Below are 22,703 nucleotides of genomic sequence, written 5' to 3' on the forward strand. Positions count from 1 at the left end.
GCAGCGGGCAGGCCTTCGTTCCGGACTCCTCCGGGCGGGGGCCTGTCGACTGTCGTCCCTGGGGGTTACCTTCTTCTCAGGACAAGTCAGGACACAATGGGGCTAGTGGGACTCCAGGGGGCCGTGATGGTCGAGGAGTTGGTGTTGGCGGGGGCTGCTGCCGTGGGCGCCGGGGCGGTCTATCTGATGGCGGCGGCCCGGGTGGTCAAGCAGTACGAGCGCGGGGTGGTGTTCCGGCTCGGGCGGCTCCGGGATTCCGTGCGCGGGCCGGGGTTCACGCTGGTGGTGCCGTTCCTGGACCGGCTCACCAAGGTGAACATGCAGATCGTGACGATGCCGGTGCCCGCGCAGGACGGCATCACCCGGGACAACGTGACGGTGCGGGTCGACGCCGTCATCTACTTCAAGGTGATCGACGCGGCGGACGCGCTGGTGCGGGTGGAGGACTACCGGTTCGCCGTCGCGCAGATGGCGCAGACCTCGCTGCGGTCCATCATCGGCAAGAGCGAGCTGGACGATCTGCTGTCCAACCGTGAACAGCTCAACCAGGGGCTGGAGTTGATGATCGACAGCCCGGCCGTCGGGTGGGGCGTGCAGATCGACCGGGTCGAGATCAAGGACGTGTCGCTGCCCGAGACCATGAAGCGGTCGATGGCCCGGCAGGCGGAGGCCGACCGCGAGCGCCGGGCGCGCGTGATCAACGCGGACGCCGAGCTCCAGGCCTCGAAGAAGCTGGCGGAGGCGGCGGGCGTCATGTCCGACCAGCCCGCGGCCCTCCAACTCCGGCTGCTCCAGACGGTGGTGGCGGTGGCGGCCGAGAAGAACTCGACGCTGGTGCTGCCGTTCCCGGTGGAGCTGCTGAGGTTCCTGGAGCGGGCGGCTCCGACGCCGCCCGCTCCAGGCGCGGTGCCGGGTGCGCCTCCGGCTGCGGTCGGAGAGGCCGGGCCCGTACCCGTGCGGGACGAGCCGGCGTCCGTACCGGACGAGGTGGTGCCCGTACCGGACGAGGAGGCGGCCGTGCTGGAGCGGGAGGTGCCGGTGCGGGGGTCCCGGGCGCCCTCCGAAGTGCCGGGTCCCGTGTCGGGGCAGCCGGAAACCGGCCCGCGAACGCCCGGTACCGGACAGGCGTAGACCTCACCCAGGGGCGGCCGTTGATCGCACGCGGTGTTCGCAACTGTGACCGGTGGGTCGCAAAACGGGCACCGCGACGGCATGTCAAGAGAACGGGGGCGTGACGTGGTTGTCGTGTGCGCGTCCGGAAGTCGACCTTGTGTGCTCCCTGTGAGCCTGTGAATAGTGGGGCCTCACCCGGGCCCACCCCCACATTTCCGGGCTCGGGACCCCCCACAGGAGGTCACTTGTGAAGCACCGACGCATACCCAAGCGGCGTGCGGCAGCGGTAGGCACCGCGGTCGTCGCCCTGGTCGCCACGGGCATCACCTTCCAGACCGCGAACGCCAGCGAAGGCGCGGCCCCCACGCCGACGCTGAAGACCCTCTCCGTGGCGAGTGCCAACCAGCTCGCGACCTCGCTCACCAAGAAGCTCGGCGCGGACGCCGCCGGGTCGTTCTACGACGCGAAGGCCCAGGCCCTCGTCGTCAACGTCACCGACAAGGCGGCGGCGGAGACCGTGAAGGCGGCGGGCGGGCAGGCCAGAATCGTCCAGCACACCCTGGCCGAGCTGAAGTCGGCGCGCACGGCACTCGCGGGCAAGGCGTCGATCCCGGGCACGTCCTGGGCGACGGACCCGGTCAGCAACACGATCGTCGTCACCGCCGACCGCACGGTGAAGGGCGCTAACCTCACCCAGCTCAACAAGGCGGTCAAGGAGCTGGGCTCCAAGGCCCGGCTCAAGCACTCCAAGGGGGAGTTCAAGCCCCTCATCGCGGGCGGCGACGCCATCTGGGGCGCCGGTGCGCGCTGCTCGCTCGGCTTCAACGTGACCAAGGGCGGCGAGCCGTACTTCCTCACGGCGGGCCACTGCACGGCCGAGATCCAGAGCTGGTCGGACACGCAGGGCGGCTCGGCCATCGGCACCACGGCCGACTCCAAGTTCCCCGGCAACGACTACGGGCTCGTCAAGTACACGGGCGACACCGCGCACCCCAGCGAGGTCAACCTGTACAACGGCAGCACGCAGGCCATCACCAAGGCCGGAGAGGCCACCGTCGGCCAGAAGGTGACCCGCTCCGGGTCCACCACCCAGGTCCACGACGGTGAGGTCACCGGCCTCGACGCCACCGTGAACTACGGCAACGGCCAGGTCGTCAACGGGCTCATCCAGACCACGGTCTGCGCCGAGCCCGGCGACAGCGGCGGCGCGCTCTTCGCGGGCGACACCGCGCTCGGCCTCACCTCGGGCGGCAGCGGCGACTGCTCCTCGGGCGGCGAGACCTTCTTCCAGCCGGTGCCTGCGGCGCTGGCGGCGACGGGTACCGAGATCGGCTGATCCCGGCGCTTGCGGAGGAGCCCCGGTCCACCTCGCGGTGGGCCGGGGCTCCTCGCTGTGCCGCGTCCGAGGTGCCGGGGCCGCTCCCCGGCGTCCGAGTGGCCGAGATCTCACCGGGACGCGCAACGCCCGCCCCGGCCGGTCGGCTTGACCGGATTCGTACCGGAAAGGCTGTCCGGAACATTGCGGGCGCATGGCCGCCCGCAGCACCCCCGCAACACTCCCTTCGCAATCCACGCACCTCGCCCATTTCCGATTTGCCGGGCCGGATTCCGCTTGTTCTGATGGCTGCCGACCCACGGCGGAGACCCCGACCGGTGGGCCCCTCCCCGCACTTCAGGAGTACGGCAGCCATGCCCGAAGCCCGTATGCCACCACCCCGTGGCCCCTTCGCCACCGCCGTCCGCGCCTTCCGGCGCGACCGCACCGGCATGGTCGCCCTCGGCGTGGTCGGCGTCTGTGTGCTGCTGGCCGTGCTCGCGCCGCTGCTCACCGCCTGGTACGGCAAGAACCCCACCGAGCACTACGGGCAGAACACCCCCGGACTGCTCAGCGCGGAGGGCCTGCCGATGCAGCCCAACGGGGGCATCTCCGGAGAGTTCTGGTTCGGCCTCGAACCCGGGCTCGGGCGTGACGTCCTGGCCCAACTCCTGTACGGCATGCGGACCTCGCTCCTGGTCGCCGGGGCCTCCACCCTCGTCATCGCCGTCCTCGGCATCGTGCTGGGGGTGAGCGTCGGGTACCTCGGCGGGCTCGCCGACCGCGCCTTCACCTTCCTGTGCGACGTCCTCCTCGCCTTCCCGACGCTGCTCCTGCTCCTTGCGCTCGGCCCGGTGATCCAGACCCGGTTCGTGGACCCCGGCGAGAACGAGCCGGTGTGGATGCAGTTCACCGTCCTGATCCTGGTGTTCGCCGCGTTCGGCTGGGTGCCGCTGGCGATGGTGCTCCGTACGACCGTGAAGTCCCTGCGGGAGCGGGAGTTCGTGGAGGCCGCCCGTGCGCTCGGCGTCAGCCGCCGCCACATCGTGCTGCGCGAACTGCTGCCCAACGTCTGGGCCCCCGTCCTCGTGCACATCAGCCTCGCGCTGCCCGCCGTCGTCACCGCCGAGGCCGCCCTGTCCTTCCTGGGCGTCGGCATCAGCGAACCCGTCCCCGACTGGGGGCGGATGATCTCGCGCGGCGCCGAGGTCTTCTACGACGACCCGACCTACATGGTCTTCCCCGGCGTGGCGATCCTCGTCTTCGTCCTCGCCTTCAACCTCTTCGGCGACGCGGTACGGGACGCACTCGACCCGCGCACCGCTCGCTGAGCCCCCCACCCCGACCCTTCTCGTACGTACCGGAGTTCGCCATGCCCAGAATCAGCGCCCGCACCGCAGCCGCGCCCGTCGCCGCCACCGTCGCCGCCCTGCTGCTCTGCTCCTGCTCGGCCGGAGCGGGCGCGGGCCAGCAGGCGAAGACCGACGGCACGGCGAAGACCGAGTCCAAGCTCGCCGCCATCATCGGCACGGCCAAGGAGAGCGCGGGCCCCGCCCCCGAGGTCCCCGGCGCCCGCAAGGGCGGCACCCTCAAGGTCCTCAACGCCAACGACTACGCCCACCTCGACCCGCAGAAGATCTACAGCGGCGAGACCTACAACACCTCGCTCCTCTGGGGCCGCCAGCTCACCCAGTACCAGGTGGTCGACGGCAAGCCCAAGCTGGTCGGCGACCTCGCCACCGACCTCGGCCGCCCCTCCGACGGCGGCAGGACCTGGACCTTCACCCTGAAGGACGGCGTCGCCTGGGAGGACGGGCAGCCGATCACCTCGCAGCACGTCAAGTACGGCATCCAGCGCACCTTCGCCCCCGGCTTCGAGGCGGGCCCCTCCTACTGGCCCACCTGGCTCACCGGCACCACCAACCTCACCGAGGCCCGCAAGGTCTACGGCGGCCCGAAGGACGGCGACCTCAAAGCCATCGAGACGCCGGACGACAAGACCATCGTCTTCCGCTTCCCGCAGCCGCAGGCCGACGTGTCCTTCATGGCCACCCAGTCCTCGTCCTCGCCGGTCCGCCCCGACAAGGACACCGGCTCCGGCTACGACATCAAGCCCTTCGCCTCGGGCCCGTACAAGATCGTGGAGCACAAGAAGAACCAGTCGCTCACCCTGGAGCGCAACCCGCACTGGAAGCCGGAGACCGACCCGATCCGCCACCAGTACCTCGACGGCTACGCCTTCACCTTCGGCAAGAAGGCCGTCAACTCCGGGCAGGAGATCCTCTCCGGCAACGGCGACGGCGCCCGTACCGCCTCCACCGACCGCGACGGCACCGCCCCCGAGCTCTTCAGCGCCATCGACCGCGACCCGAAGAAGAAGGAACTGCTCGTCGAGGGCCGCCGGGGCGCGTACACCGCCTCCCTCGCCATCAAGAACAGCCGGGTCGCCGACCCCGAGGTCCGCAAGGCCATCCACTACCTCTTCCCGCGCGAGCAGGCCCGCCAGGTGATGGGCGGCCCGCGCCTCGGCGAGATCGCCACCACCCTCTCCTCGCCCGCCGTCGCCGGCTGGGAGAAGTACGACACCTACCCGGTCGCCCCGCAGGGCGACATCGCCAAGGCCAAGGAACACCTGGCCAAGGCGAAGACGAAGGTCACGACCCTCACGTACGCCTACGAGACCAGTCCGGTGGGAGACCGCGTCGCGCAGGTCCTCGTCGAGGCCTTCGGCAAGGCGGGCATCAAGCTGGTCACCAAGCCGATGAGCGACGCCGCCTTCACCGACCAGGTCTTCCGCGGCCCGGCCCCCTACGACCTGTGGCTCCAGACCAACTCGGTGAACTGGCCCACCCTCTCCACGCTCCTCCCGGAGACCTACTACGGGAAGCTCGACGCCCTGGAGAACTCCATCCGCTACCAGAACCCGGAGGTCGACAAGGAGATCGAGCGGGTCAAGGCGATCCCCGGCATCGAGGAGAAGACCAAGGCGCTCGTCGCCCTGGAGAAGACGGTCATGAAGGACGTCCCGGTCGTCCCCTTCCTCAACTCCGCCACCACCCAGGTGCACGGCAGGGACGTCGGCGGCGCGGCCATCCACCCGATCTACGGCACGGTCTCCCCGGCCTGGCTGTTCCTCAAGAAGTGACCTGCGACTCTTCCGAAGAAGCGACTCCATGACCGGCTACGTCCTGCGGCGGGCCCTCCAGGCGGCGGCGGTGCTCCTCGTGATCACCGCCGTCACCTTCGGGCTCTTCTACGCAGCCCCCTCCGACCCCGCCCTCACCGCCTGCGGACCGCAGTGCGACAGCGCCCAGGTCGCCGAACTCCGCATCTCGATGGGCCTCGACCAGCCGATCCTGGCCCAGTTCGCGGACTACCTGCGCGGTCTCGTCGCAGGACGCACCGTCCGCGACCTCGACGGCACGGTCCTGCACTGTGCCGCACCCTGCCTCGGCTACTCGTACGTCCTCCAACAGCCGGTCCTGGACGCCGTGTTGGAACACCTCCCGGCCACCCTCTCGCTGGCCGCCGGGGCGCTCGTCGTCATCGTCGTGCTCGGCATCGGCGTCGGCTTCACGGCCGCGCTGCGCCGGGGCACCGCCACCGACCGCCTGCTCTCCGCCTTCACCCTCATCGGCGCGAGTGTGCAGATCTACTTCCTCGGCTACGCGCTCCAGTACCTCCTCGTCTACACGACCGGCCTGCTCCCCGTCCCCGGCTACACCCCGCTCGGCGAGGACCCGGCCGCCTGGCTGGCCGGACTCCTGCTGCCCTGGCTGGTCCTGGGCTTCGTCAACGCGGCCGTCTTCGCCCGGCTGTCCCGCTCGCAGCTCCTGGAGACCATGCACGAGGGGTATGTCAGGACCGCGCGGGCCAAGGGGATGAGCACGGTCCGCGCCCACCTGAAGTACACGGCACGCGGCGCGGCCGGACCGCTGGTCCAGCTGCTGGGTCTGGAGGTGGGCGCGCTGTTCGGCGGTGCGTTCATCACCGAGACCGTCTTCGGGATCAGCGGGGTCGGGCGGCTCGCCGTCGACTCCGTCCTCCAGAACGACCTGCCGACCGTCGTCGGCACCGTCCTGCTCGCCGCGTTCTTCGTGGTGGTGTTCGTCGCCGTCGCCGACCTGGTGGTGGCCCGTCTCGACCCGAGGGTGAGGCTCGCATGACCGCCGTACTGGCAGCCCGGGACCTGTCCGTGACCTTCACCGGGAGGCAGGGGGAGGTGGCCGCGGTGAAGGGAGTCTCCTTCGACCTGATGCCCGGTCAAGTGCTGGGCCTGGTCGGGGAGTCGGGCTCCGGCAAGTCCACCGTCGGGCTGGCGGCGCTGGGTCTCCACGATCCCGTACGCACCCGGATCGACGGAAGTCTCCGTGTCTGCGGCACGGAGGTCGTCGGAGCCCCCGAGCCGCGGCTGCGCGCCCTGCGCGGGGATCGCATCGCGATGGTCTTCCAGGACGCCCTCGCCGCCCTGTCCCCCTTCCACACGGTGGGGGAGCAGGTGGCGGAGGCGTACCGGCTGCACCACCCGGAGGTGTCGCGGGCCGGGGCGCGGGAGCGGGCGGTCGCGATGCTGGAGCGGGTCGGCATCCCGGCCGCCCGGACGCGGGACCACCCGCACCTCTTCTCCGGGGGGATGCGGCAGCGCGTGATGATCGCGACGGCGCTGGTCAACGACCCGGCGGTGGTCGTCGCCGACGAACCCACGACGGCGCTGGACGTGCGGGTGCAGCGCCAAGTGATGGACCTGCTGGGCGAGTTGGTGGCGGGGAGCTCCACCGGGGTCCTCCTGGTCACCCACGACGTGGGCGTCGTCGCGGAACGGGCCGACCGGATGCTGGTCATGCGGGGCGGGGAACTCCTGGAGGAGGGCCCGACCGCGAAGCTCCTCGCCGACGCGGAGCACCCGTACACGAGGGCGCTGATCGGGGCGGCGCCGACGCTGGAGACGGTGCCGGGGACACGGCTGCCGACGGTGGAGGACCCGGCGCCGGTGTCGCGTCCCCGCTCGGTCGCTCCCTCTACGGGTGCCGCGCTCGCGGACATCGCGGGCCTGCGCGTCGCCTTCCCCTCCCCGCGACGCCTCTTCGGCCGTCGGCCCGAACCCCGGGTCGCCGTGCGTGACGTCACGCTGCGGATCGCGGAGGGGGAGACGCTGGGGCTGGTGGGGGAGTCCGGCTCGGGCAAGTCCACGACCGCCCGGGTGCTGGCGGGGCTGCAACGGCCCACGGCGGGCACGGTGCGGTTCGCGGGGCGGGACATCTCGGGGGCGGCGACGGACGCGGCGCTGCGGCGGGAGCTGAGCCGGGACGTACAGCTGGTGTTCCAGGACCCGTACGCGTCGCTCAACCCGAGGCGGACGGTGGAGCAGATCGTCACCACCCCGCTGCGGGTGCATACGTCCCTGGACGCGGGGGAGCGACGGGAGCGGGCGGCGGAGCTGCTGCGGCAGGTCGGGCTCGCCCCCGAGCATCTGCCTCGGTACCCGCACGAGTTCAGCGGCGGGCAGCGGCAGCGGATCGGGATCGCACGGGCGCTGGCGGTGCGGCCCCGGCTGATCGTGGCGGACGAGCCGGTGTCGGCGCTGGATGTGTCGGTGCAGGCGCAGGTGCTGAATCTGCTGATGGACTTGAGGGAGGAGTTCGGGCTGTCGCTGCTGTTCGTGTCGCACGACTTGGCGGTGGTCCGGCACTTCTGTGACCGGGTGGCGGTGATGCATCGGGGGGAGGTGGTGGAGTGCGGGACGCGGGAGGAGGTGTTCGGGGGACCGCGGGCCGCGTACACGCGGGAGTTGCTGGCGGGCCGCTAGGGGGCGGGCCGCTGGGGCGCGGGGCGGGGCGGGGTCGGGTCGGCACCCGGTGCGGGGGCTTGCGGTTCTGTGCGGGTGCGTCGTGGCTGGTCGCGCAGTTCCCCGCGCCCCTGATATGCCTGCCCTTCGGGCGGCATTCAGGGGCGCACCAGCACCTCAGCCCCGGCCAGGCACTTCAGCCCGTCCGGCGTTTGAGGACGCGCGGCGGAGCCGGGCAGGGGGCGAGGGGCGTAGCCCCATCAGGAACGGCAGCCCGGTGCCGGGGGGAGGTTGCTCGGCCCCCCGGCACCGGGATCAGTACTGCCCACCGCTCAAGGTGTCAGCAGCGGCCCGCCGGACGGTCCCGCGTCACCAGGTTCGTGTGGCCCGTCGTGCCGTCGCCCCAGACCACCCGCTTCCCGGTGTCGGCGGCGACCCCGTACTGCTCACCGCGCGAGCACGAGACGCGCTGCTGGTTCTTGCCGTCGGGGTCCGCCTGGACCAGCTTCTGCAGGCTGGTGTTGACCAGGTCCTGGCCCGGCTTGAAGTAGGTGTACGTGACGGCCGAGTCCGTGGCGTCCAGGCTCCAGATGTACGCCCGCTCGTCCGTCTCCTCGATCAGGTCGGTCATCCCGGAGCCGTCGACGTTCGCCCGCCGCAGGATCTGCCGGTTGTCGTCCATGATGTTGTCGACCAGCCAGTACAGGTGCTTGCCGGTGAGGACCGGGTTCGCGATCCCGATGTGGCCGCCCTTCGCGGGGAGCAGCACCTTCTTGCCGGTGTCCAGGTCGAGGATCTCGGTGGAGATCTCCGAGTAGCCGTCCGGCGTCGGGTAGACCTTGCCGTAGGCCAGCTTCGTACCGCTCAGCGTCGGCAGCGCCGTGGTGATCGCCGCGTCGTCGCCGTCCGCGTAGTGCACCTTCGGGTCGTTGCCCCGCACCCACGCCACGCGCGGCTTGCGGTCCGCGTCCTCCTCCTGCCAGGTGACGACGTCGCCGGAGACGTGTGCCGCGCCCGCCAGCGACGGCAGGGTGCGCACCTTCCGGATCGGGCCGCCCTTGAGGGAGCGGGACAGCACCTCGGAGCCGTTCGGGCCGACCGCGACCCAGACCACCGTCGTGCCGTCCGTGTCCGGGCTGGTGTGGTACCGGCCGTCGTTGGGGCTGATCAGCTTGGGCGCGCCGCCCTTGCCGTCGGTGCGTCCGGCCCAGACCGAGTACGCCTCCTCGCCCTCCGCGTCGGACTTCGCGACGGCCCACCAGCCGCCGCCCGCACCCGGCTCGGTGCCCCGCGTGTTGAGGTCGCCCAGCAGCGTGTCGGTGTCGACGCCGATGGCCTGCTCCCAGCCGGGCACGATGCCGTGCGCGGCGAAGGCGCGGGTGACCTTCTTCAGCTTGTCGCCCTTGACCCCGAGGTCCTTCGCGGCGGCCAGGACGGCGGCGCGGGCCTCGGTGAAGCCGTCCAACGGGGTGAGGTACTCGGTGAGCGCCTTGTAGACGATCCGGTCGGCCTGCTTGCCGCCGAGGTCCTCGCGGATGTCCCACAACGCGCCCGAGAAGATGGTCGAGTTGAGGTGCACACCGCCCCGGTCGTACCCGAAGGCGACACCGAGGAAGTCCTTGGACGTCGTCCGCCCGTCGTTGAGGTCGCGCAGCGCGCAGTCGCGCGGCGACTTCGTACGGCACAGGTCCTCGCCGATCAGACCGGCGTCCGGCGACTTCTCGTTGCCGGTCACCGTGACGTCGATGGCGTTGCCGAAGTAGTCGGCGACGGCCTCGTTGAGCGCGCCCGACTGGCCGGTGTAGACGAGGCCCGCGGTGTGCTCGACGACGCCGTGCGTCATCTCGTGGCCCACCACGTCCAGGTCGGCGGCGAGGCTCTTGAACTCCTCGTCACCGCTGCCGTAGACCATCTTGTCGCCGTCCCAGAAGGCGTTGACGTACGGGAAGCCGTACTCCGTGATGCCCACGAGGGAGTTGATGGCCATGCCGCGGCCGTCCAGGCTGTCGCGGTGGTGCTGCTTCTTGTAGTAGTCGTAGACCTGCCCGGCCGCCCAGTGGGCGTCAACCGCGCCGCTCTCGGTGACCTTCGCGTCGAACTTCTTCGACGGGGAGGCGACCTCCTTGATCCCGGCCGGCCACGTGCCGGACGCGTCACCGACGTCGACGCCCGCCGCGTCCCAGGTGGTGATGGGGTTCTTGCTGGTCTTCCAGGTGCGGGAGTTGTCGATCAGCAGGTACGAGGACCCCCGCTTCTCGACCTCCAGCGTCACCTTCCTGCCGTCCAGCTTGACGCCCTTGCCGGTCGTGCCGGGCTGCTTGGGCTTCTTCGCCCTGCTCTCGGCGGGGTCCACGGCGTTCTGGATGCCGGAGTACGACAGCACCGGGAACCCGGCGTGCGCGTCGACGTACACCTCCTGCTTGACCGGCGCCTTGGCGACCGGGTCGTAGCCGGTGACGGTGATGTGGTGGGTGAGGACGCCCGTGCCCTGCGGCAGGACGACGAGCCCGTGCGAGGCGGCGCTCAGCTGCGGGGCGCCGCCCTTGCCCTGCTTCGCGGGCAGGCGCAGTTGGCCGCCCGTGAGCTGCGTGCGTACGGAGGACAGGGCGCGCTCGCTCGCGGTCGCGGCCGGGACGGACGCCGTGGCGTCGACGTCGAGGCCGGTGAAGTACTTGCCGGAGGTGCCGGTGACGAGGCGCTCGCCGTCCTTGGCCTGCATCCGCACCAGGTACTGGCCGCCGAGGACCTTCACCCCGCGGTGCTTCTGCTGGAAGCGGACCGTCTCGTCCGCGCCGTCCCGGACGGTGTCGGCGGCGGCGAGGTCGCGCTGCGGGTTGTCGATCCGGTACCGGCTCTTCTTCGCGGCGAGGTGGTCCCGGGCCGCGTCCGCCGGGGCGGCGGAGGCGGGGGCCTGCTCGGCGATGTTGTCGACGAGGGCGGGGGTGGCCGTGCCCTCGCCGGGGACGACGTCGGCCGGGGGAGCGGCGGGGGCGGCGTGCGCGGGGAGGGCTCCGGTCAGGAGGGCCGCCGCGCCGAGCAGCGCGGCGACGCCGGCGGCCCGGGATGTCCGGCCGGGTATCGCCGTGGGTCTGGTCTTGCTCAAGGTGTTCCCAACTTCCGTGGTCGCTTGCGCTGTTCATCGTTCATGCAAGGTGTTGCAGGGATGTTGATCAAGGAATAAGTCCTGCCCACAAGTGAGGGGTGCGAGGGGCTGGACGGCGGGGCGGGGGGTGTGCAGCGAAAAACTTGTGAAAGTTTTCACAAGCTCTCAAGGGTCTTAAGTCCCGGCCCGTATGTGCAGGTCAGCGGGGGTTGAGCGCGAGAAGCCCGGAATTCGAAGGGACCTATGGCCCCCGGGTTCGGGGCATTCGTCGATCATTTCCGGCCCCCGGCAGGAGTGGAATGGAGGCATCAGCGAAGAAGGCCGCAGCGAAGGAGCACCTGTCATGCAGGCCCAGGAGATGGTCGACGGACTCGTCCAGGGAGCGCTGGAAGCGCTCACCGCGTTCGAGGAGCTCGACCAGGAGCAGGTCGACCACATCGTCAAGAAGGCGTCGCTCGCCGCGCTCGCCGCCCACGGAGACCTCGCCCAGCAGGCGGTCGAGGAGACCGGCCGGGGAGTCTTCGAGGACAAGGCGGTCAAGAACCTCTTCGCCTGTGAGCACGTCACGAACTCCATGGCTGGTCTCAAGACCGTCGGCGTCGTCAGCCGCGACGAACTCAACGGCATCATCGAGATCGCCGAACCGGTCGGTGTGGTCTGCGCGATGACCCCCGTCACCAACCCCACCTCGACCACGATCTTCAAGGCGCTCATCGCCCTGAAGACCCGCAACCCCATCGTCTTCGCCTTCCACCCGTCCGCGCAGAAGTGCTCGGCCGAGGCCGCCCGGATCGTCCGCGACGCCGCCGTCGCCGCCGGGGCGCCCGCCGACTGCGTGCAGTGGATCGACGCCCCCTCCATGGAGGCCACCGGCCTCCTGATGAACCACGAGGGCGTCTCCACCATCCTCGCCACCGGCGGCAACGCCATGGTCAAGTCGGCCTACTCCTGCGGCAAGCCCGCCCTCGGCGTCGGCGCGGGCAACGTCCCCGCGTACATCCCCAAGAGCGGCAAGCTCCAGCGCGCCGTGCACGACATCGTGCTCTCCAAGGCCTTCGACAACGGCATGATCTGCGCCTCCGAGCAGGCCGTCATCCTCGACCAGGAGGTGTACGAGGCAGGCATCGCCGAGTTCGAGCGCCTCCACGCACACGTCCTGACGGCGGCCGAGAAGACCAAGGTCGAGGAGTTCGTCTTCGGCACCACGGCCTACGCCACCACCTGCTCCGGCGCGAAGCTGAACGCGGCCGTCGTCGGCAAGTCCCCCCAGTGGATCGCCGAACAGGCCGGCTTCGAGGTCCCCGAGGACACCTCGATCCTCATCGCCGAGTGCGCCGAGGTCGGCCCCGCCGAGCCGCTCACCCGCGAGAAGCTGTCCCCGATCCTCGCCGCCCTCAAGGCGAAGGACACCGAGCACGGCCTCGAACTCTCCGCGCAGATGGTCGAGTTCGACGGCCTCGGGCACAGCGCCGCCATCCACACCGAGGACGAGGAACTGGCCGAGGAGTTCGGCAAGCGCGTCAAGGCGATCCGCGTCATCGTCAACGCGCCCTCCACCTTCGGCGGCATCGGCGACGTCTACAACGCCTTCCTGCCCTCGCTCACCCTCGGCTGCGGCAGCTACGGCCACAACTCGGTCTCCAACAACGTGACCGCGGTCAACCTCCTCAACATCAAGCGGATCGGACGGCGCAACACCAACATGCAGTGGTTCAAGGTCCCGCCGAAGATCTACTTCGAGCGCAACTCCCTGCGCTACCTCGGCGAGATGGCCGGGCTCAAGCGGGTCACGATCGTCACCGACAAGACCATGAGCACGCTGGGCTTCGTCCAGAGGGTCACCGACATCCTCAACAACCGTGCGGACCGGATCGTCCTCCAGGTCATCGACACCGTCGAGCCCAACCCCGAGCTGGAGACCGTCCGGGCCGGTGCGGCGATGATGCGGGACTTCCAGCCGGACACGATCATCGCGCTGGGCGGCGGCTCACCGATGGACGCGGCGAAGATCATGTGGCTGATGTACGAGCACCCCGAGGTCGAGTTCGCGGACACCAAGGAGAAGTTCTTCGACGTCCGCAAGCGGGCCTACAAGTTCCCGGCGCTCGGCGAGAAGGCCCAGCTGGTCGCCATCCCGACCACCTCGGGCACCGGCTCCGAGGTCACCCCCTTCGCGGTGATCTCCGACCCGAAGGCCGCCCAGAAGTACCCGCTCGCCGACTACGCCCTCACCCCGAACGTCGCGATCGTGGACCCCACCCTCCCGATGCGCCTGCCGGCCACCGTCACCGCCGACTCCGGCTTCGACGCCCTCACCCACGCCACCGAGGCGTACGTCTCGGTCTACGCCAACGACTACACCGACGGCCTCTGCCTCCAGGCCATCAAGCTCATCTTCGAGAACCTGGAGCGCTGCGTCGTCGACGGGGCCAACGACCCCGAGGCCCGCGAGAAGATGCACAACGCCTCGACCGTCGCCGGGATGGCCTTCGCCAACGCCTTCCTCGGCCTGGTCCACGCCATGGCGCACACCCTGGGCAACACTTTCCACGTCGCCCACGGCCGCACCAACGCCCTGCTCCTCCCGCACGTGATCCGGCACAACGGCCAGGTCGCCGCCAAGGCCACCCCGTGGCCGAAGGCCGAGGTCTACCGCGCCCCGGAGCGCTTCCAGGCCATCGCCCAGGCCCTCGGCCTCCCGGCCGCCACCCCCGAGGAGGGCGTCGAGTCCTACGCCCGCGCCGTCGAGGAGCTGCGCGCCAAGTGCGGCATCCCCGCCGGCTTCCGGGAGGAGGGCGTCGACGAGAAGGCCTTCCTGGCGGCCCTCCCGCAGCAGGCCCTCAACGCCTACGCCGACCAGTGCGCACCCGCCAACCCGCGGATGCCGATGATCGCCGACATGAAGCAGCTCATGCGCCGGGCGTACTACGGCAAGTAGCCCCCGGCCCGCCGCGGGAAGCAGCCCCGGGCCCGCCGCGTGAAGCGACCGCCCGTCGACAAGTCGACCGACTTGCCGACGGGCGGTCGTCGTACGTTCCCCCGACGTCCCGGAGGCGGAGCGCTAGCGCTTCGGCCAGTACCAGAGCGGCTCGTCCAGCGGACCCTCGCGGCCCGCGACCGTCGTCTCGCCGAAGTCCTTGAGGAGTTCGATGGTGGTGATGTCGATCCGGGCCCGCCGGGTGCCCTCCGCCAGCGCGTCCGCGAGGGGGCGGGCGTGGGTGACCACCACCAGTTGGACGGTGCGGCCCGCGTGCAGGATCAGGTCGGCCAGAGGGCGCAGCAGGTCCGGGTGGAGGCTGGTCTCCGGCTCGTTGAGGACCATCAGGGAGGGCGGGCGCGGGGTGAGGAGCGCCGCGACCCACAGCAGGTAGCGCAGGGTGCCGTCGGAGAGTTCGGCCGCGCCGAGCGGGCGCAGGAGGCCCTTCTGGTGGAGTTGCAGGGCGAAGCCGCCGCCGTGGGAGGTGACGGAGACCCGGCTGCCGGGGAAGGCGGCGTCGACGGCCTCGTCCATGGCGGTGTGGTCGCCGATCTCGCGGATCGTCTGGAGGGCGGCGGCCAGGTCGGAGCCGTCGGCGCTCAGTACGGGGGTGCGGGTGCCGATCTGGGCGGCGCGGGCCGGGGCGTGGGCGTCGGTGCGCACATGGTCGTAGAAGCGCCAGTTGCGGATGCGTTCGCGCAGCAGCAGCAGATCGGGGGCGAGCTGCGGGTCCGCGAGCTCGCTGAGCATGCTGTCGTACGGGCGGACCTGGCCCTGCGAGCGGTGCCAGGCGCCGGAGGCGGTCCGTACCCGCACGGCGGGGCCCGCGCGGTCGCTGAGCAGGGCGGCGGGGCGCAGGACCGGGCCCGCCCAGGTGCACTCGCGCTTGATCTCCGGGTCGCCGCCGAACATCGACTCCGGGTCGGGCGGCGGCAGGCCGAAGTCGATCGCGTACCCGAACTCGTCGCCCGCGAAGCCCAGCCGCAGCCCGACGGGCGCGGTGCGGCGGGTGCCCTGGAGCGGGGCCAGGCCCGCGCGGACGTCGCGGCTGATGGACTCCGGGCCCGCCCAGAGCGTCGAGTCGAGGCCGCCCTCGCGGGCCAGGGCCGCGACCGCCCCGTTGCGGGAGGAGTCGGCGAGCAGGCGCAGGGCGCGGTAGAGGCTGGACTTGCCGGTGCCGTTCGCGCCGGTGACCACGTTGACCTGGCCGAGTTCCACGATCAGCTTGCGCAGGGAGCGGTAGTTCTCGACCGCGAGGGTGGTGATCACACGCTGCCTTCCGACGGGCCGGTCAGGACTCCGGGTGTTCCTCCGGGGCCAGGAAGCGGCCCATCGGGAGGACCGGGCGGCCCCAGGTGCTGGCGAGGACCTGTCCCGCGAGGAGGTACGTCGCCCCGGCCGCCGCGCACAGGCCCGCCCAGCCCGCCACCCGGTTCCAGCCGACGATCCCCGTGAAGCCGAAGCAGGTCATCGCGACGAACACCACCAGGACGCAGGTGAAGGTGATCAGCAGCGCCAGGTGGATGCGGAAGCAGGCCAGCCACAGGACGAACACGACGAACACCCAGGGGAGGGTGAACAGGCCGTTGACGTCACCGCGCAGCGCCGGGTCCGTGGCGGGCAGCACCCACTGGATCAGCACCGCCTTCGCGCACCAGAACAGCCCGAACCCGCCGAAGACGGTGGCGTGCCAGGTGTCGCCGCGCTGGGCCTGGAAGAGCCCGGCCAGCAACTGCGCCAGGCCGCCGACGAAGAAGCCGACCACCGGGAGCACCGAGTGGGCCAGCTTCTCCGGGAAGACACCCGCGTCGATACCGGTGGCGATGATCGTGACGACGATGAACCCGGTCAGGCCCAGCGGACCGAGCTGGGCCTGCGCGGTGGGCTCCATCCGCTTGACGGAGACCGCCTGCGCGGCCGGACCCGACCGGTGCGGCAGCCCCAGGTTCACGCACGGCTCCCGGTGTCCAGGGTCGCCCCGCCGGTGCCGTCGGCCCGGTCGTCGGGGGCGGTGTCCAGCAGGACCTCCTCCGGGGACGGCCTGCGCAGCGACGCCGCGATCATCGTCACGGCCGCGCCCGCGACCGCCCAGGCGGAGAGGACCAGCAGCGGGCCGGTGATGTTGTTGCCCTTGAAGTACGCGATCGAGCGCGCCACCCAGGTCGCCGCACCCGGCGGCAGCGCGGGCCCGATCGTGCGCCAGAAGCCCGGCAGCATCGGGCCGGGGAACGCGCCGCCCGCACTCGGGTTGCCGCCGATCACGATGATCAGGATGGCCAGGCCGATGCCGACCACGCCGACGATGCCCTGGAGGGCGAGGGTGAGAGCACCGACCGCGAACACCGTGAGTGCGCCCAGACCCCACAGGCCCCACATACTGCCCGGCAGCGCGCCCAGGATCGGACCGGCGATCACCGCTCCGAGGAGCCCGGAGACGATCGCGTACAGCGCCATCATCCCGAGGCGGATCACGGCCCGCTTGCGGTTCGCCGGGCGGGCGCCCGCGCTGATCGCCAGGATCGCCGCGCACAGGTAGCCGCCGACGCACCAGCCGACCACCAGGTAGAAGGAGCTCAGCCCGTTGGCGTCCTGCGCCGAGGCCGGGGCGATGTCCCGGAAGGCGACCGTCCGCTGCTGCTTCGCGGCGACCTCGGTGAAGATCTGCTCCAGCACCCGGGTCTCCGAGCCGCCCTGCCCGGAGGCGACGAGGAGGGTGTCGTCCTTGCCGCCGCGCGGGTTCACCAGGAGCGTCGCGTCGATGTCGCGGTTCAGCATCTCCGCACGGGCCGCCGCCTCGGAGGCCAGCGGGCGGGCGTCCAGCGGGGAGCCGGGCAGCTTGTTCAACTGGCCGGTGAACTGCTCCGCCGCCCCGCCCGGCGCGACCACGGCCACCTTGATGTCCCGGGGCTTGGGGTGGTGCAGGGCCCCCACGTACGACGTGATGAACAGCAGTTGCAGGGCCAGGCAGCCGATGACGAGCAGTGCGGCTCGCGGGGTCACGGCGTGCTTCAACTCATCGGCGAATCTCATGTCCCCACGCTCCGGGGACAGGTCGCTTCCCGCAGGTGGGGTGGGCCGTACGGGTGAACGCGGAGGGCGGGTTCCGCTTGTGCGGAGTACGTGCCGGTGTGCAGCGCTCCGGCCCCTCCCGCAGGCCGACCCAGCACCGTAAAGCGGGACATGGACCTGTCAGCAAACCTGCCAGCTCAGGGGAAGGCCACCCATGAAGTTCAGCTATGTGATGCTGCCCGACTACCCGCTCCAGGACTCCCTCGCCTCGATCAGGCTCGCCGACGAGCTGGGCTTCCACGCCTGTTACGCGGCCGACGAGACCTGGCACAAGGACATGTGGTTACTGTTCGCGGCGGCCGCCGGGCAGACCCGGAACATCCGCTTCGGGCCGAGCCTGTCGTCGGTGGTGCTGCGCGAGCCGACCCTCATCGCGCAGGCCCTCGCCACCCTCGACGAACTGTCCGGCGGACGCGCCGAGGGCGTGCTGTCCTGCGGGAACTTCGGGCTGCTCGCCCAGTACCGCATCGACTGGGCGCGCACCAAACCGCTGTCGCGCACCAAGGAGGCGCTGCACGTCGTGCGGACCCTGCTGGACGAGGGGGCCATCTCGTACGACGGGGAGTTCTTCTCGTACGACGGACTCTTCACCTTCGCGCGCCCCGTCCAGGAGCGGCTTCCGGTGAAGCTCGGCGCGATGCGCGGCCCGAAGTCGTTCGAGGCGGCGGGGGAGCTGTCGGACGGCGTCCACCACGCGCTGAGTTACACGCGCGAGGCGTACGACTACGCGGTGAAGCACCTGAAGATCGGTGCGGAGCGGGCCGGGAAGGACTGGCGGAGCCTGGACGTCGGGGCCTGGGTGGTCTTCGCGACCGACCGCGACGGGGCGAAGGCGAAGGAGGCGGCCCGCTCGATGGTCGGCATCTACGCCTCGTCCATGCCCGAGGAGCAGCTGCGGCGCAACGGCGTCGACCCCGCCGAGCTGAAGCCGGTCATCGAGGCGATCGCGGCCGGTGATCTGGCCAGGGGCATCGAGCTGACGTCGCCGGAGGTCGCCGAGAAGCTGTCGGTGTCGGGGACGCCGGAGGAGTGCCTGGAGAAGATCCGCACCGAGATCGAGCCCGCCGGGGTCAACCACATGATCTGCGCGATCACCGACAGCGGGCTGGTGAAGGCGTTCACCGGGCGGGAGCTGGAGGGGGTCGCGGACGTGGACGCCCAACTGCGGCTGATCCACGAGGAGATCATGCCGTACTGGAAGTGAGGGCGGGCCGGGCGATCCGGACGGTCCTGGCATGGGTGTGCCGTCCGTTCCCCCGGAACGGACGGCACACCCGGCTCACGTGGCCTCTAGCGGCCGTGACGCCCACCCGTGGCGGACTTGCGGCGGACCGAGCCGAACAGCACGGCCGCACCCAGTGCCAGCACCGCCGCACCGCCGACGGCGATGTACGGGGTGGCGGAGTCGCCGCCGGTCTCGGCGAGGTTGTCACCGGCCGGGGCCGCGACCGGGGTGGCCGAACCGCCCTGCGGGGCGGGGGTGTTGGCGTCCGGGGCGGCCGGGGTAGCGGGCTTCGGGGCGGCGGTCTGCGCGCCCGCGCCCGTCTTGTGGTCGTTGTCGCCGTGGCCCTTGTGCTCGACCGTCGACTTGTCGGCACCTGCGGCTATGTCCTTGTCGGACGGGGCGGACGCGGTGGGGGCCGGGGGAGCGCCCGCGTCCGTGCCCTTGCCGCCGGTGTCCTTGCCGAAGACCACGTCGGAGCAGGTGTAGAAGGCCTCCGGGCTGTCCGAGCGCTGCCAGATGCTGTAGACGAGGTGCCGGCCGGACTTGTCGGGCAGGGTGCCGTCGAAGACGTAGTCGCCGCCCTGCATCTGCGGGTCGGTGACCTTCGCGAAGGGCTTGGCCTCCAGGTCCGACCACTTCAGCGGCTTCGTCGGGTCGTAGCCGTCCTTGGTGACGTACAGCTCGAAGGAGCCCTTGTGCGGGGCGGTGCCCTTGTAGCGGAAGGTGTGCTTGCCCGCCGAGAGCTTCGAGGACGGCCAGTCGGCGCGCGGCAGGTCCAGGCCCTTGTACTTGTCGTTGCCCGCCGAGCACAGCTTGCCGTCGGGGATGAGGGCCTTGTGGTTGCCCGCGGCGTTGGCGATGTTCACCGCGTTCCAGTCGTAGAACGCCTGGACGCCGCTGGCGGCGACGGCCGCCTTGCAGGCCGCCGAGTCCGGGCTCTCCGGGCCCTCCGCGTAACAGGCGGAGACCCGGCTGACCGGGTCCGTCATGGAGCCGTGCGCGGCGGCCGGGGAGGCGGCCAGGCCGGTCAGCGCGAGCGGCGCGAGGCCGAGGGCGGCGACGGTGGCGGCCTTGCGGCGGGCGGCGGTCCGACGAGCTGCGGTCATGGTGCGGAACTCCTTGGCAGGGGACGTGTGCGTGGCCGGGGGAGAGGGGGGAGATCTCCCCCGGCAAGGCAGCACGCTAGACCCCGGAAACGGCGAAATTCCTTGCCGGGAGCGGTAGGTGGCGATCTTTATGGCCCGCTTAAGGAAGCGCTCAGTGGCGGTTAAGAAGCTGCCTGGAATGGGCGATTCCGGCCTCGTCGGCGGCCGTGCGCCGTGCTTCGTCGGCCGCCGTGTGCCGGGCTGCCCTGCGCCGCGCCTGGTTGGTCGTCGCGTGTCGGGCTCCGTCGGCCGCCACGTGCCGCGGCTGGTTGGTCGCCGTGTGCCGGCCTCCGTCGGCCGCCCTGCGCCGCGCCTGGTTGGTCGCCGTGTGCCGGCCTCCGTCGGCTGCCCTGCGCCGCGCCTGGTTGGTCGTCGCATGCCGTGCCTCGTCGGCCACCGTGCGCCGTGCCTCGTCGGTCTCCGTGTGCCGTGCCACGCCTGCCGTCCTGTGCCGTGCCACGCCTGCTGCCGCGTGGCGTGCCTCGTCGGTCTCCGTGTGCCGTGCCACGCCTGCCGTCCTGTGCCGTGCCACGCCTGCTGCCGCGTGCCGTGCCTCGTCAGCCGCCGTGTGCCGTGCCCCGCGCGGCCGGGCTCACACCACCCACCGGTACCGCCGCTCCGGCCGCCCCGTCCCGCCGTACCGCAGCGTCACCTCGGCCCGCCCGGTCGCGGCGAAGAACTCCAGGTACCGGCGCGCGCTCACCCGCGACAGGGCCCCGGCCTCCGCGCACTCCGTCGCCGACAGGCCCTCCGGGTGCGCCCGCACCGTACGCTCCACCAACTCCGCCGTGTGCGCGGCCAGCCCCTTCGGCAGCTCCCGCGAGCCCGGCGGGCGTGTCCCGAAGAGCTGGTCCACGTCCTCCTGCCGGGCCTGCCCGTGCACGGCGAGGGCGTCGAAGCGGGTGCGCAGGGACGCCACGTGCCGCAACTGCTCGCGCAGCGCCGCCTGGTGGAACGGCTTGATCAGGTAGTGCAGCGCCCCCGCCCGCAGCGCCGCCCGTACGACACCGGCGTCCCGGGCCGCCGTGATGAACAGGGCGTCCGCCGTCGGCCGGTCCGCGTCCAGCGCCTCCGCCGCCCGCAGCTCGCGCAGCACGTCGAGGCCGTCCATGTCGGGCAGGTACACGTCCAGGAGGACCAGATCGGGGCGCAGCCGCTCGGCCGCACGCAGGGCGTCGGCACCACTGTGGGCCACCCCGACCACCGTAAAACCGTCCATCGCGGACACGCAGCGGCTGTGGACCTTCGCCACCATGAAGTCGTCGTCCACGACCAGCACATTCGTCACCCGGCCACGCTAGGGCGCGACCACAAGGACCACAACGTCCGTTGGTTCCGGAACGGCGACAGCTCCTTAACGCACCGGCAACATGAGCCCACCTCCCCCTGCATGACAGAACCCGTGTCACAGAACTGAAGAAAGGCGGCGCCCGTGCGATTGCGCACCCCCCTCGCCCTTGCCGGGGCGGCACTCCTGGTGCTCGTGGGGCCTCCGCTGCTCACCACGGGCAGCGGCTCCGACACCGGCACCCAGATCCCCGGCCTGCGCTTCATGGTCCCCAACACCCCCGGCGGCGGGTACGACATCACCGCGCGCACCGCCGCCAAGAACGCCGAGGAAGCCTCCCTCACCGGCGGCATCGAGGTGTTCAACCTGCCCGGCGCGGGCGGCACCGTGGGCCTGGCCCGGCTCGCCGCCGACCACGGCAACGGCAAGGTCGCCATGTCGATGGGCCTCGGTGTCGTGGGCGCCGTCCACACCAACAAGGCCCCCAAGACCCTCGCCGACACCACCCCCATCGCCCGGCTCACCGAGGAGCAGGACATCGTGGTGGTCGGCAAGGACTCCCCGTACAAGACGATCCAGGACCTCCTGGCCGCCTGGAAGGCGAACCCGGCGAAGGTCCCCGTCGGCGGCGGTTCCTCGCCCGGCGGGCCCGACCACCTCGCGCCGATGCTGATGGCGCGCGCCGCCGGGATCAAGCCGAAGGACGTCAACTACGTGCCCTTCGACGGCGGCGGCGAACTCCTCGCCTCCATCCTCGGCGACAAGGTCGCCTTCGGCGTCTCGGGCGTCGGCGAGTACCTGGACCAGATCAAGGCCGGTGAACTGCGCCTGCTCGCCGTCACCGGCCCGAAGCGGGTCCCGGGCCTCGACGCGCCCACCCTGCGCGAGTCCGGTCTCGACACCGAGTTCACCAACTGGCGCGGCATCGTCGCCCCGCCCGGCCTCACCGACGCCGAACGCACCAAGCTGATCACCCTCTTCGAGAAGCTGCACGCCTCGCAGCAGTGGAAGGACTCGATGAAGAAGAACGGCTGGGACGACGCCTTCCTCACCGGCGAGAAGTTCGGCGACTTCCTCGACAAGGAAGACAAGCGCGTCGACTCCGTCCTGAAGGAGCTGGGGCTGTGATGAACTCCCTGGAGAAATCGCCCAGTTCGACCGATGAGTCCGCCATGTCGGGCGGCCGCGGCGCCTGGCTGCGTGAGCACTCCGAGCTCGGCGTCAGCGTCCTGCTCTTCGTCATCGGCATCCTCGTCCTCACCGACGCCCTCACCCTGCACGTCGAGATCGCCCAGCGCGGTCCCGTCGGCCCCACCACCGTGCCGATCGTCGTCGGCGCCGCCCTGCTGCTCGTCGCCGTACTCCTGGCCGTCGACGTCCTGCGCGGCGGCCGCGGCGAGGCCGAGGGCGGCGAGGACGTCGACCTGTCCGAGCCCGCCGACTGGCGCACCGTCCTGCTCCTCGCCGGAGTCTTCCTCGGCAACGCCGTCCTGATCGGCCCGCTCGGCTTCCCGATCTCGGGGGCCCTGCTCTTCTGGGGCTCCGCGTACGCCCTCGGCAGCCGCCACTTCGGCCGCGACCCGCTGATCGCGGCGGGCCTCTCCCTCTTCACCTACGTCGTCTTCAACAACCTGCTGGGCGTCCCGCTCCCGGGCGGCCCGCTGATGGGAGTGCTGTAAAAGT

At 71.3% G+C, this 22,703-nt stretch carries 16 protein-coding genes; 10 read left to right on the plus strand and 6 right to left on the minus strand.

The annotated features are described in order from the left end of the window. Positions 1-126: 126 nt before the first annotated feature. The 6 genes from ACIO3O_RS31085 to ACIO3O_RS31110 all read left to right on the plus strand — a co-directional run bounded on the left by ACIO3O_RS31085 (position 127) and on the right by ACIO3O_RS31110 (position 8,234). Positions 127-1,131 (plus strand): slipin family protein, encoded by a 1,005-nt coding sequence (locus tag ACIO3O_RS31085; RefSeq protein ID WP_401751834.1) that lies wholly within the window; start codon positions 127-129, stop codon positions 1,129-1,131. A 229-nt stretch (positions 1,132-1,360) separates the two neighbouring features. Continuing rightward, positions 1,361-2,449, plus strand: a complete 1,089-nt coding sequence (locus tag ACIO3O_RS31090) for a S1 family peptidase (RefSeq protein ID WP_401751646.1) — start codon at positions 1,361-1,363, stop codon at positions 2,447-2,449. Positions 2,450-2,802: 353 nt separating this feature from the next. Beyond that, positions 2,803-3,759 carry an ABC transporter permease gene (locus tag ACIO3O_RS31095; protein ID WP_401751648.1) on the plus strand — a complete coding sequence of 319 codons (957 nt, stop codon included), beginning with the start codon at positions 2,803-2,805 and terminating at the stop codon, positions 3,757-3,759. Positions 3,760-3,800: 41 nt separating this feature from the next. Continuing rightward, positions 3,801-5,573: an ABC transporter substrate-binding protein gene (locus ACIO3O_RS31100; protein WP_401751650.1), complete on the plus strand. Its 1,773-nt coding sequence runs from the start codon at positions 3,801-3,803 to the stop codon at positions 5,571-5,573. Between the two features lie 28 nt (positions 5,574-5,601). After that, positions 5,602-6,594, plus strand: coding sequence for an ABC transporter permease (locus tag ACIO3O_RS31105; protein WP_401751652.1), 993 nt, complete (start codon positions 5,602-5,604; stop codon positions 6,592-6,594). Beyond that, complete coding sequence (locus tag ACIO3O_RS31110) at positions 6,591-8,234, plus strand: dipeptide ABC transporter ATP-binding protein (protein WP_401751654.1); 1,644 nt, start codon at positions 6,591-6,593, stop codon at positions 8,232-8,234. The genes ACIO3O_RS31105 and ACIO3O_RS31110 overlap by 4 nt, the downstream gene beginning before the upstream one ends. A 319-nt stretch (positions 8,235-8,553) precedes the next feature. On the opposite strand, the gene ACIO3O_RS31115 is transcribed toward ACIO3O_RS31110, so the two are convergent. After that, complete coding sequence (locus ACIO3O_RS31115; protein ID WP_401751656.1) at positions 8,554-11,316, minus strand: M4 family metallopeptidase; 2,763 nt, start codon at positions 11,314-11,316, stop codon at positions 8,554-8,556. A gap of 343 nt (positions 11,317-11,659) precedes the next feature. On the opposite strand from ACIO3O_RS31115, the gene adhE reads away from it, so the two are divergent. Further along, positions 11,660-14,254: a bifunctional acetaldehyde-CoA/alcohol dehydrogenase gene (gene adhE, locus ACIO3O_RS31120; protein ID WP_401751658.1), complete on the plus strand. Its 2,595-nt coding sequence runs from the start codon at positions 11,660-11,662 to the stop codon at positions 14,252-14,254. Positions 14,255-14,377: 123 nt separating this feature from the next. Here adhE and ACIO3O_RS31125 read toward each other — a convergent pair whose 3' ends face one another. The 3 genes from ACIO3O_RS31125 to ACIO3O_RS31135 are packed head-to-tail and all read right to left on the minus strand — an operon-like array spanning position 14,378 to position 17,323. Then, positions 14,378-15,562 carry an AAA family ATPase gene (locus tag ACIO3O_RS31125; protein WP_401751659.1) on the minus strand — a complete coding sequence of 395 codons (1,185 nt, stop codon included), beginning with the start codon at positions 15,560-15,562 and terminating at the stop codon, positions 14,378-14,380. Positions 15,563-15,584: 22 nt separating this feature from the next. Continuing rightward, a complete protein-coding gene (locus ACIO3O_RS31130) occupies positions 15,585-16,244 on the minus strand; it encodes an acetate uptake transporter (protein ID WP_401751661.1) in 660 nt (219 codons plus the stop codon). Then, complete coding sequence (locus ACIO3O_RS31135; protein WP_401751663.1) at positions 16,241-17,323, minus strand: DUF3533 domain-containing protein; 1,083 nt, start codon at positions 17,321-17,323, stop codon at positions 16,241-16,243. Before ACIO3O_RS31135 ends, ACIO3O_RS31130 begins: the two co-directional genes overlap by 4 nt. Positions 17,324-17,516: 193 nt before the next feature. Between ACIO3O_RS31135 and ACIO3O_RS31140 the strand changes: the two genes are divergently transcribed. Next, a complete protein-coding gene (locus ACIO3O_RS31140; protein ID WP_401751665.1) occupies positions 17,517-18,566 on the plus strand; it encodes an LLM class flavin-dependent oxidoreductase in 1,050 nt (349 codons plus the stop codon). Positions 18,567-18,652: 86 nt separating this feature from the next. Here the strand turns inward: ACIO3O_RS31140 and ACIO3O_RS31145 are convergent, their stop codons facing one another. Both ACIO3O_RS31145 and ACIO3O_RS31150 read right to left on the minus strand, forming a co-directional pair. After that, positions 18,653-19,693: a lytic polysaccharide monooxygenase gene (locus ACIO3O_RS31145; protein WP_401751666.1), complete on the minus strand. Its 1,041-nt coding sequence runs from the start codon at positions 19,691-19,693 to the stop codon at positions 18,653-18,655. A 631-nt stretch (positions 19,694-20,324) separates the two neighbouring features. Next, positions 20,325-21,020: a response regulator gene (locus ACIO3O_RS31150; RefSeq protein ID WP_401751668.1), complete on the minus strand. Its 696-nt coding sequence runs from the start codon at positions 21,018-21,020 to the stop codon at positions 20,325-20,327. 144 nt (positions 21,021-21,164) lie between these two features. Here ACIO3O_RS31150 and ACIO3O_RS31155 point away from each other — a divergent pair, with 144 nt between their 5' ends. Continuing rightward, positions 21,165-22,148 carry a Bug family tripartite tricarboxylate transporter substrate binding protein gene (locus ACIO3O_RS31155; protein ID WP_401751670.1) on the plus strand — a complete coding sequence of 328 codons (984 nt, stop codon included), beginning with the start codon at positions 21,165-21,167 and terminating at the stop codon, positions 22,146-22,148. A gap of 44 nt (positions 22,149-22,192) precedes the next feature. Further along, positions 22,193-22,699 (plus strand): tripartite tricarboxylate transporter TctB family protein, encoded by a 507-nt coding sequence (locus ACIO3O_RS31160; RefSeq protein ID WP_401751835.1) that lies wholly within the window; start codon positions 22,193-22,195, stop codon positions 22,697-22,699. The last annotated feature ends 4 nt before the right edge of the window (positions 22,700-22,703 follow it).

Origin of the sequence: Streptomyces sp. NPDC087440 (assembly GCF_044744005.1) — a bacterium.
Lineage (GTDB): Bacteria > Actinomycetota > Actinomycetes > Streptomycetales > Streptomycetaceae > Streptomyces.

What these genes read in the sequence shown, in the direction of transcription:
- ACIO3O_RS31105 (WP_401751652.1), top strand. Translation starts at nt 5,602, where the DNA reads ATGACCGGCTACGTCCTGCGGCGGGCCCTCCAGGCGGCGGCGGTGCTC.
- ACIO3O_RS31140 (WP_401751665.1), top strand. Translation starts at nt 17,517, where the DNA reads ATGAAGTTCAGCTATGTGATGCTGCCCGACTACCCGCTCCAGGACTCC.
- ACIO3O_RS31135 (WP_401751663.1), bottom strand. Translation starts at nt 17,323, where the DNA reads ATGAGATTCGCCGATGAGTTGAAGCACGCCGTGACCCCGCGAGCCGCA.
- ACIO3O_RS31085 (WP_401751834.1), top strand. Translation starts at nt 127, where the DNA reads ATGGTCGAGGAGTTGGTGTTGGCGGGGGCTGCTGCCGTGGGCGCCGGG.
- ACIO3O_RS31095 (WP_401751648.1), top strand. Translation starts at nt 2,803, where the DNA reads ATGCCCGAAGCCCGTATGCCACCACCCCGTGGCCCCTTCGCCACCGCC.
- ACIO3O_RS31110 (WP_401751654.1), top strand. Translation starts at nt 6,591, where the DNA reads ATGACCGCCGTACTGGCAGCCCGGGACCTGTCCGTGACCTTCACCGGG.
- ACIO3O_RS31160 (WP_401751835.1), top strand. Translation starts at nt 22,193, where the DNA reads ATGTCGGGCGGCCGCGGCGCCTGGCTGCGTGAGCACTCCGAGCTCGGC.
- adhE (WP_401751658.1), top strand. Translation starts at nt 11,660, where the DNA reads ATGCAGGCCCAGGAGATGGTCGACGGACTCGTCCAGGGAGCGCTGGAA.
- ACIO3O_RS31100 (WP_401751650.1), top strand. Translation starts at nt 3,801, where the DNA reads ATGCCCAGAATCAGCGCCCGCACCGCAGCCGCGCCCGTCGCCGCCACC.
- ACIO3O_RS31145 (WP_401751666.1), bottom strand. Translation starts at nt 19,693, where the DNA reads ATGACCGCAGCTCGTCGGACCGCCGCCCGCCGCAAGGCCGCCACCGTC.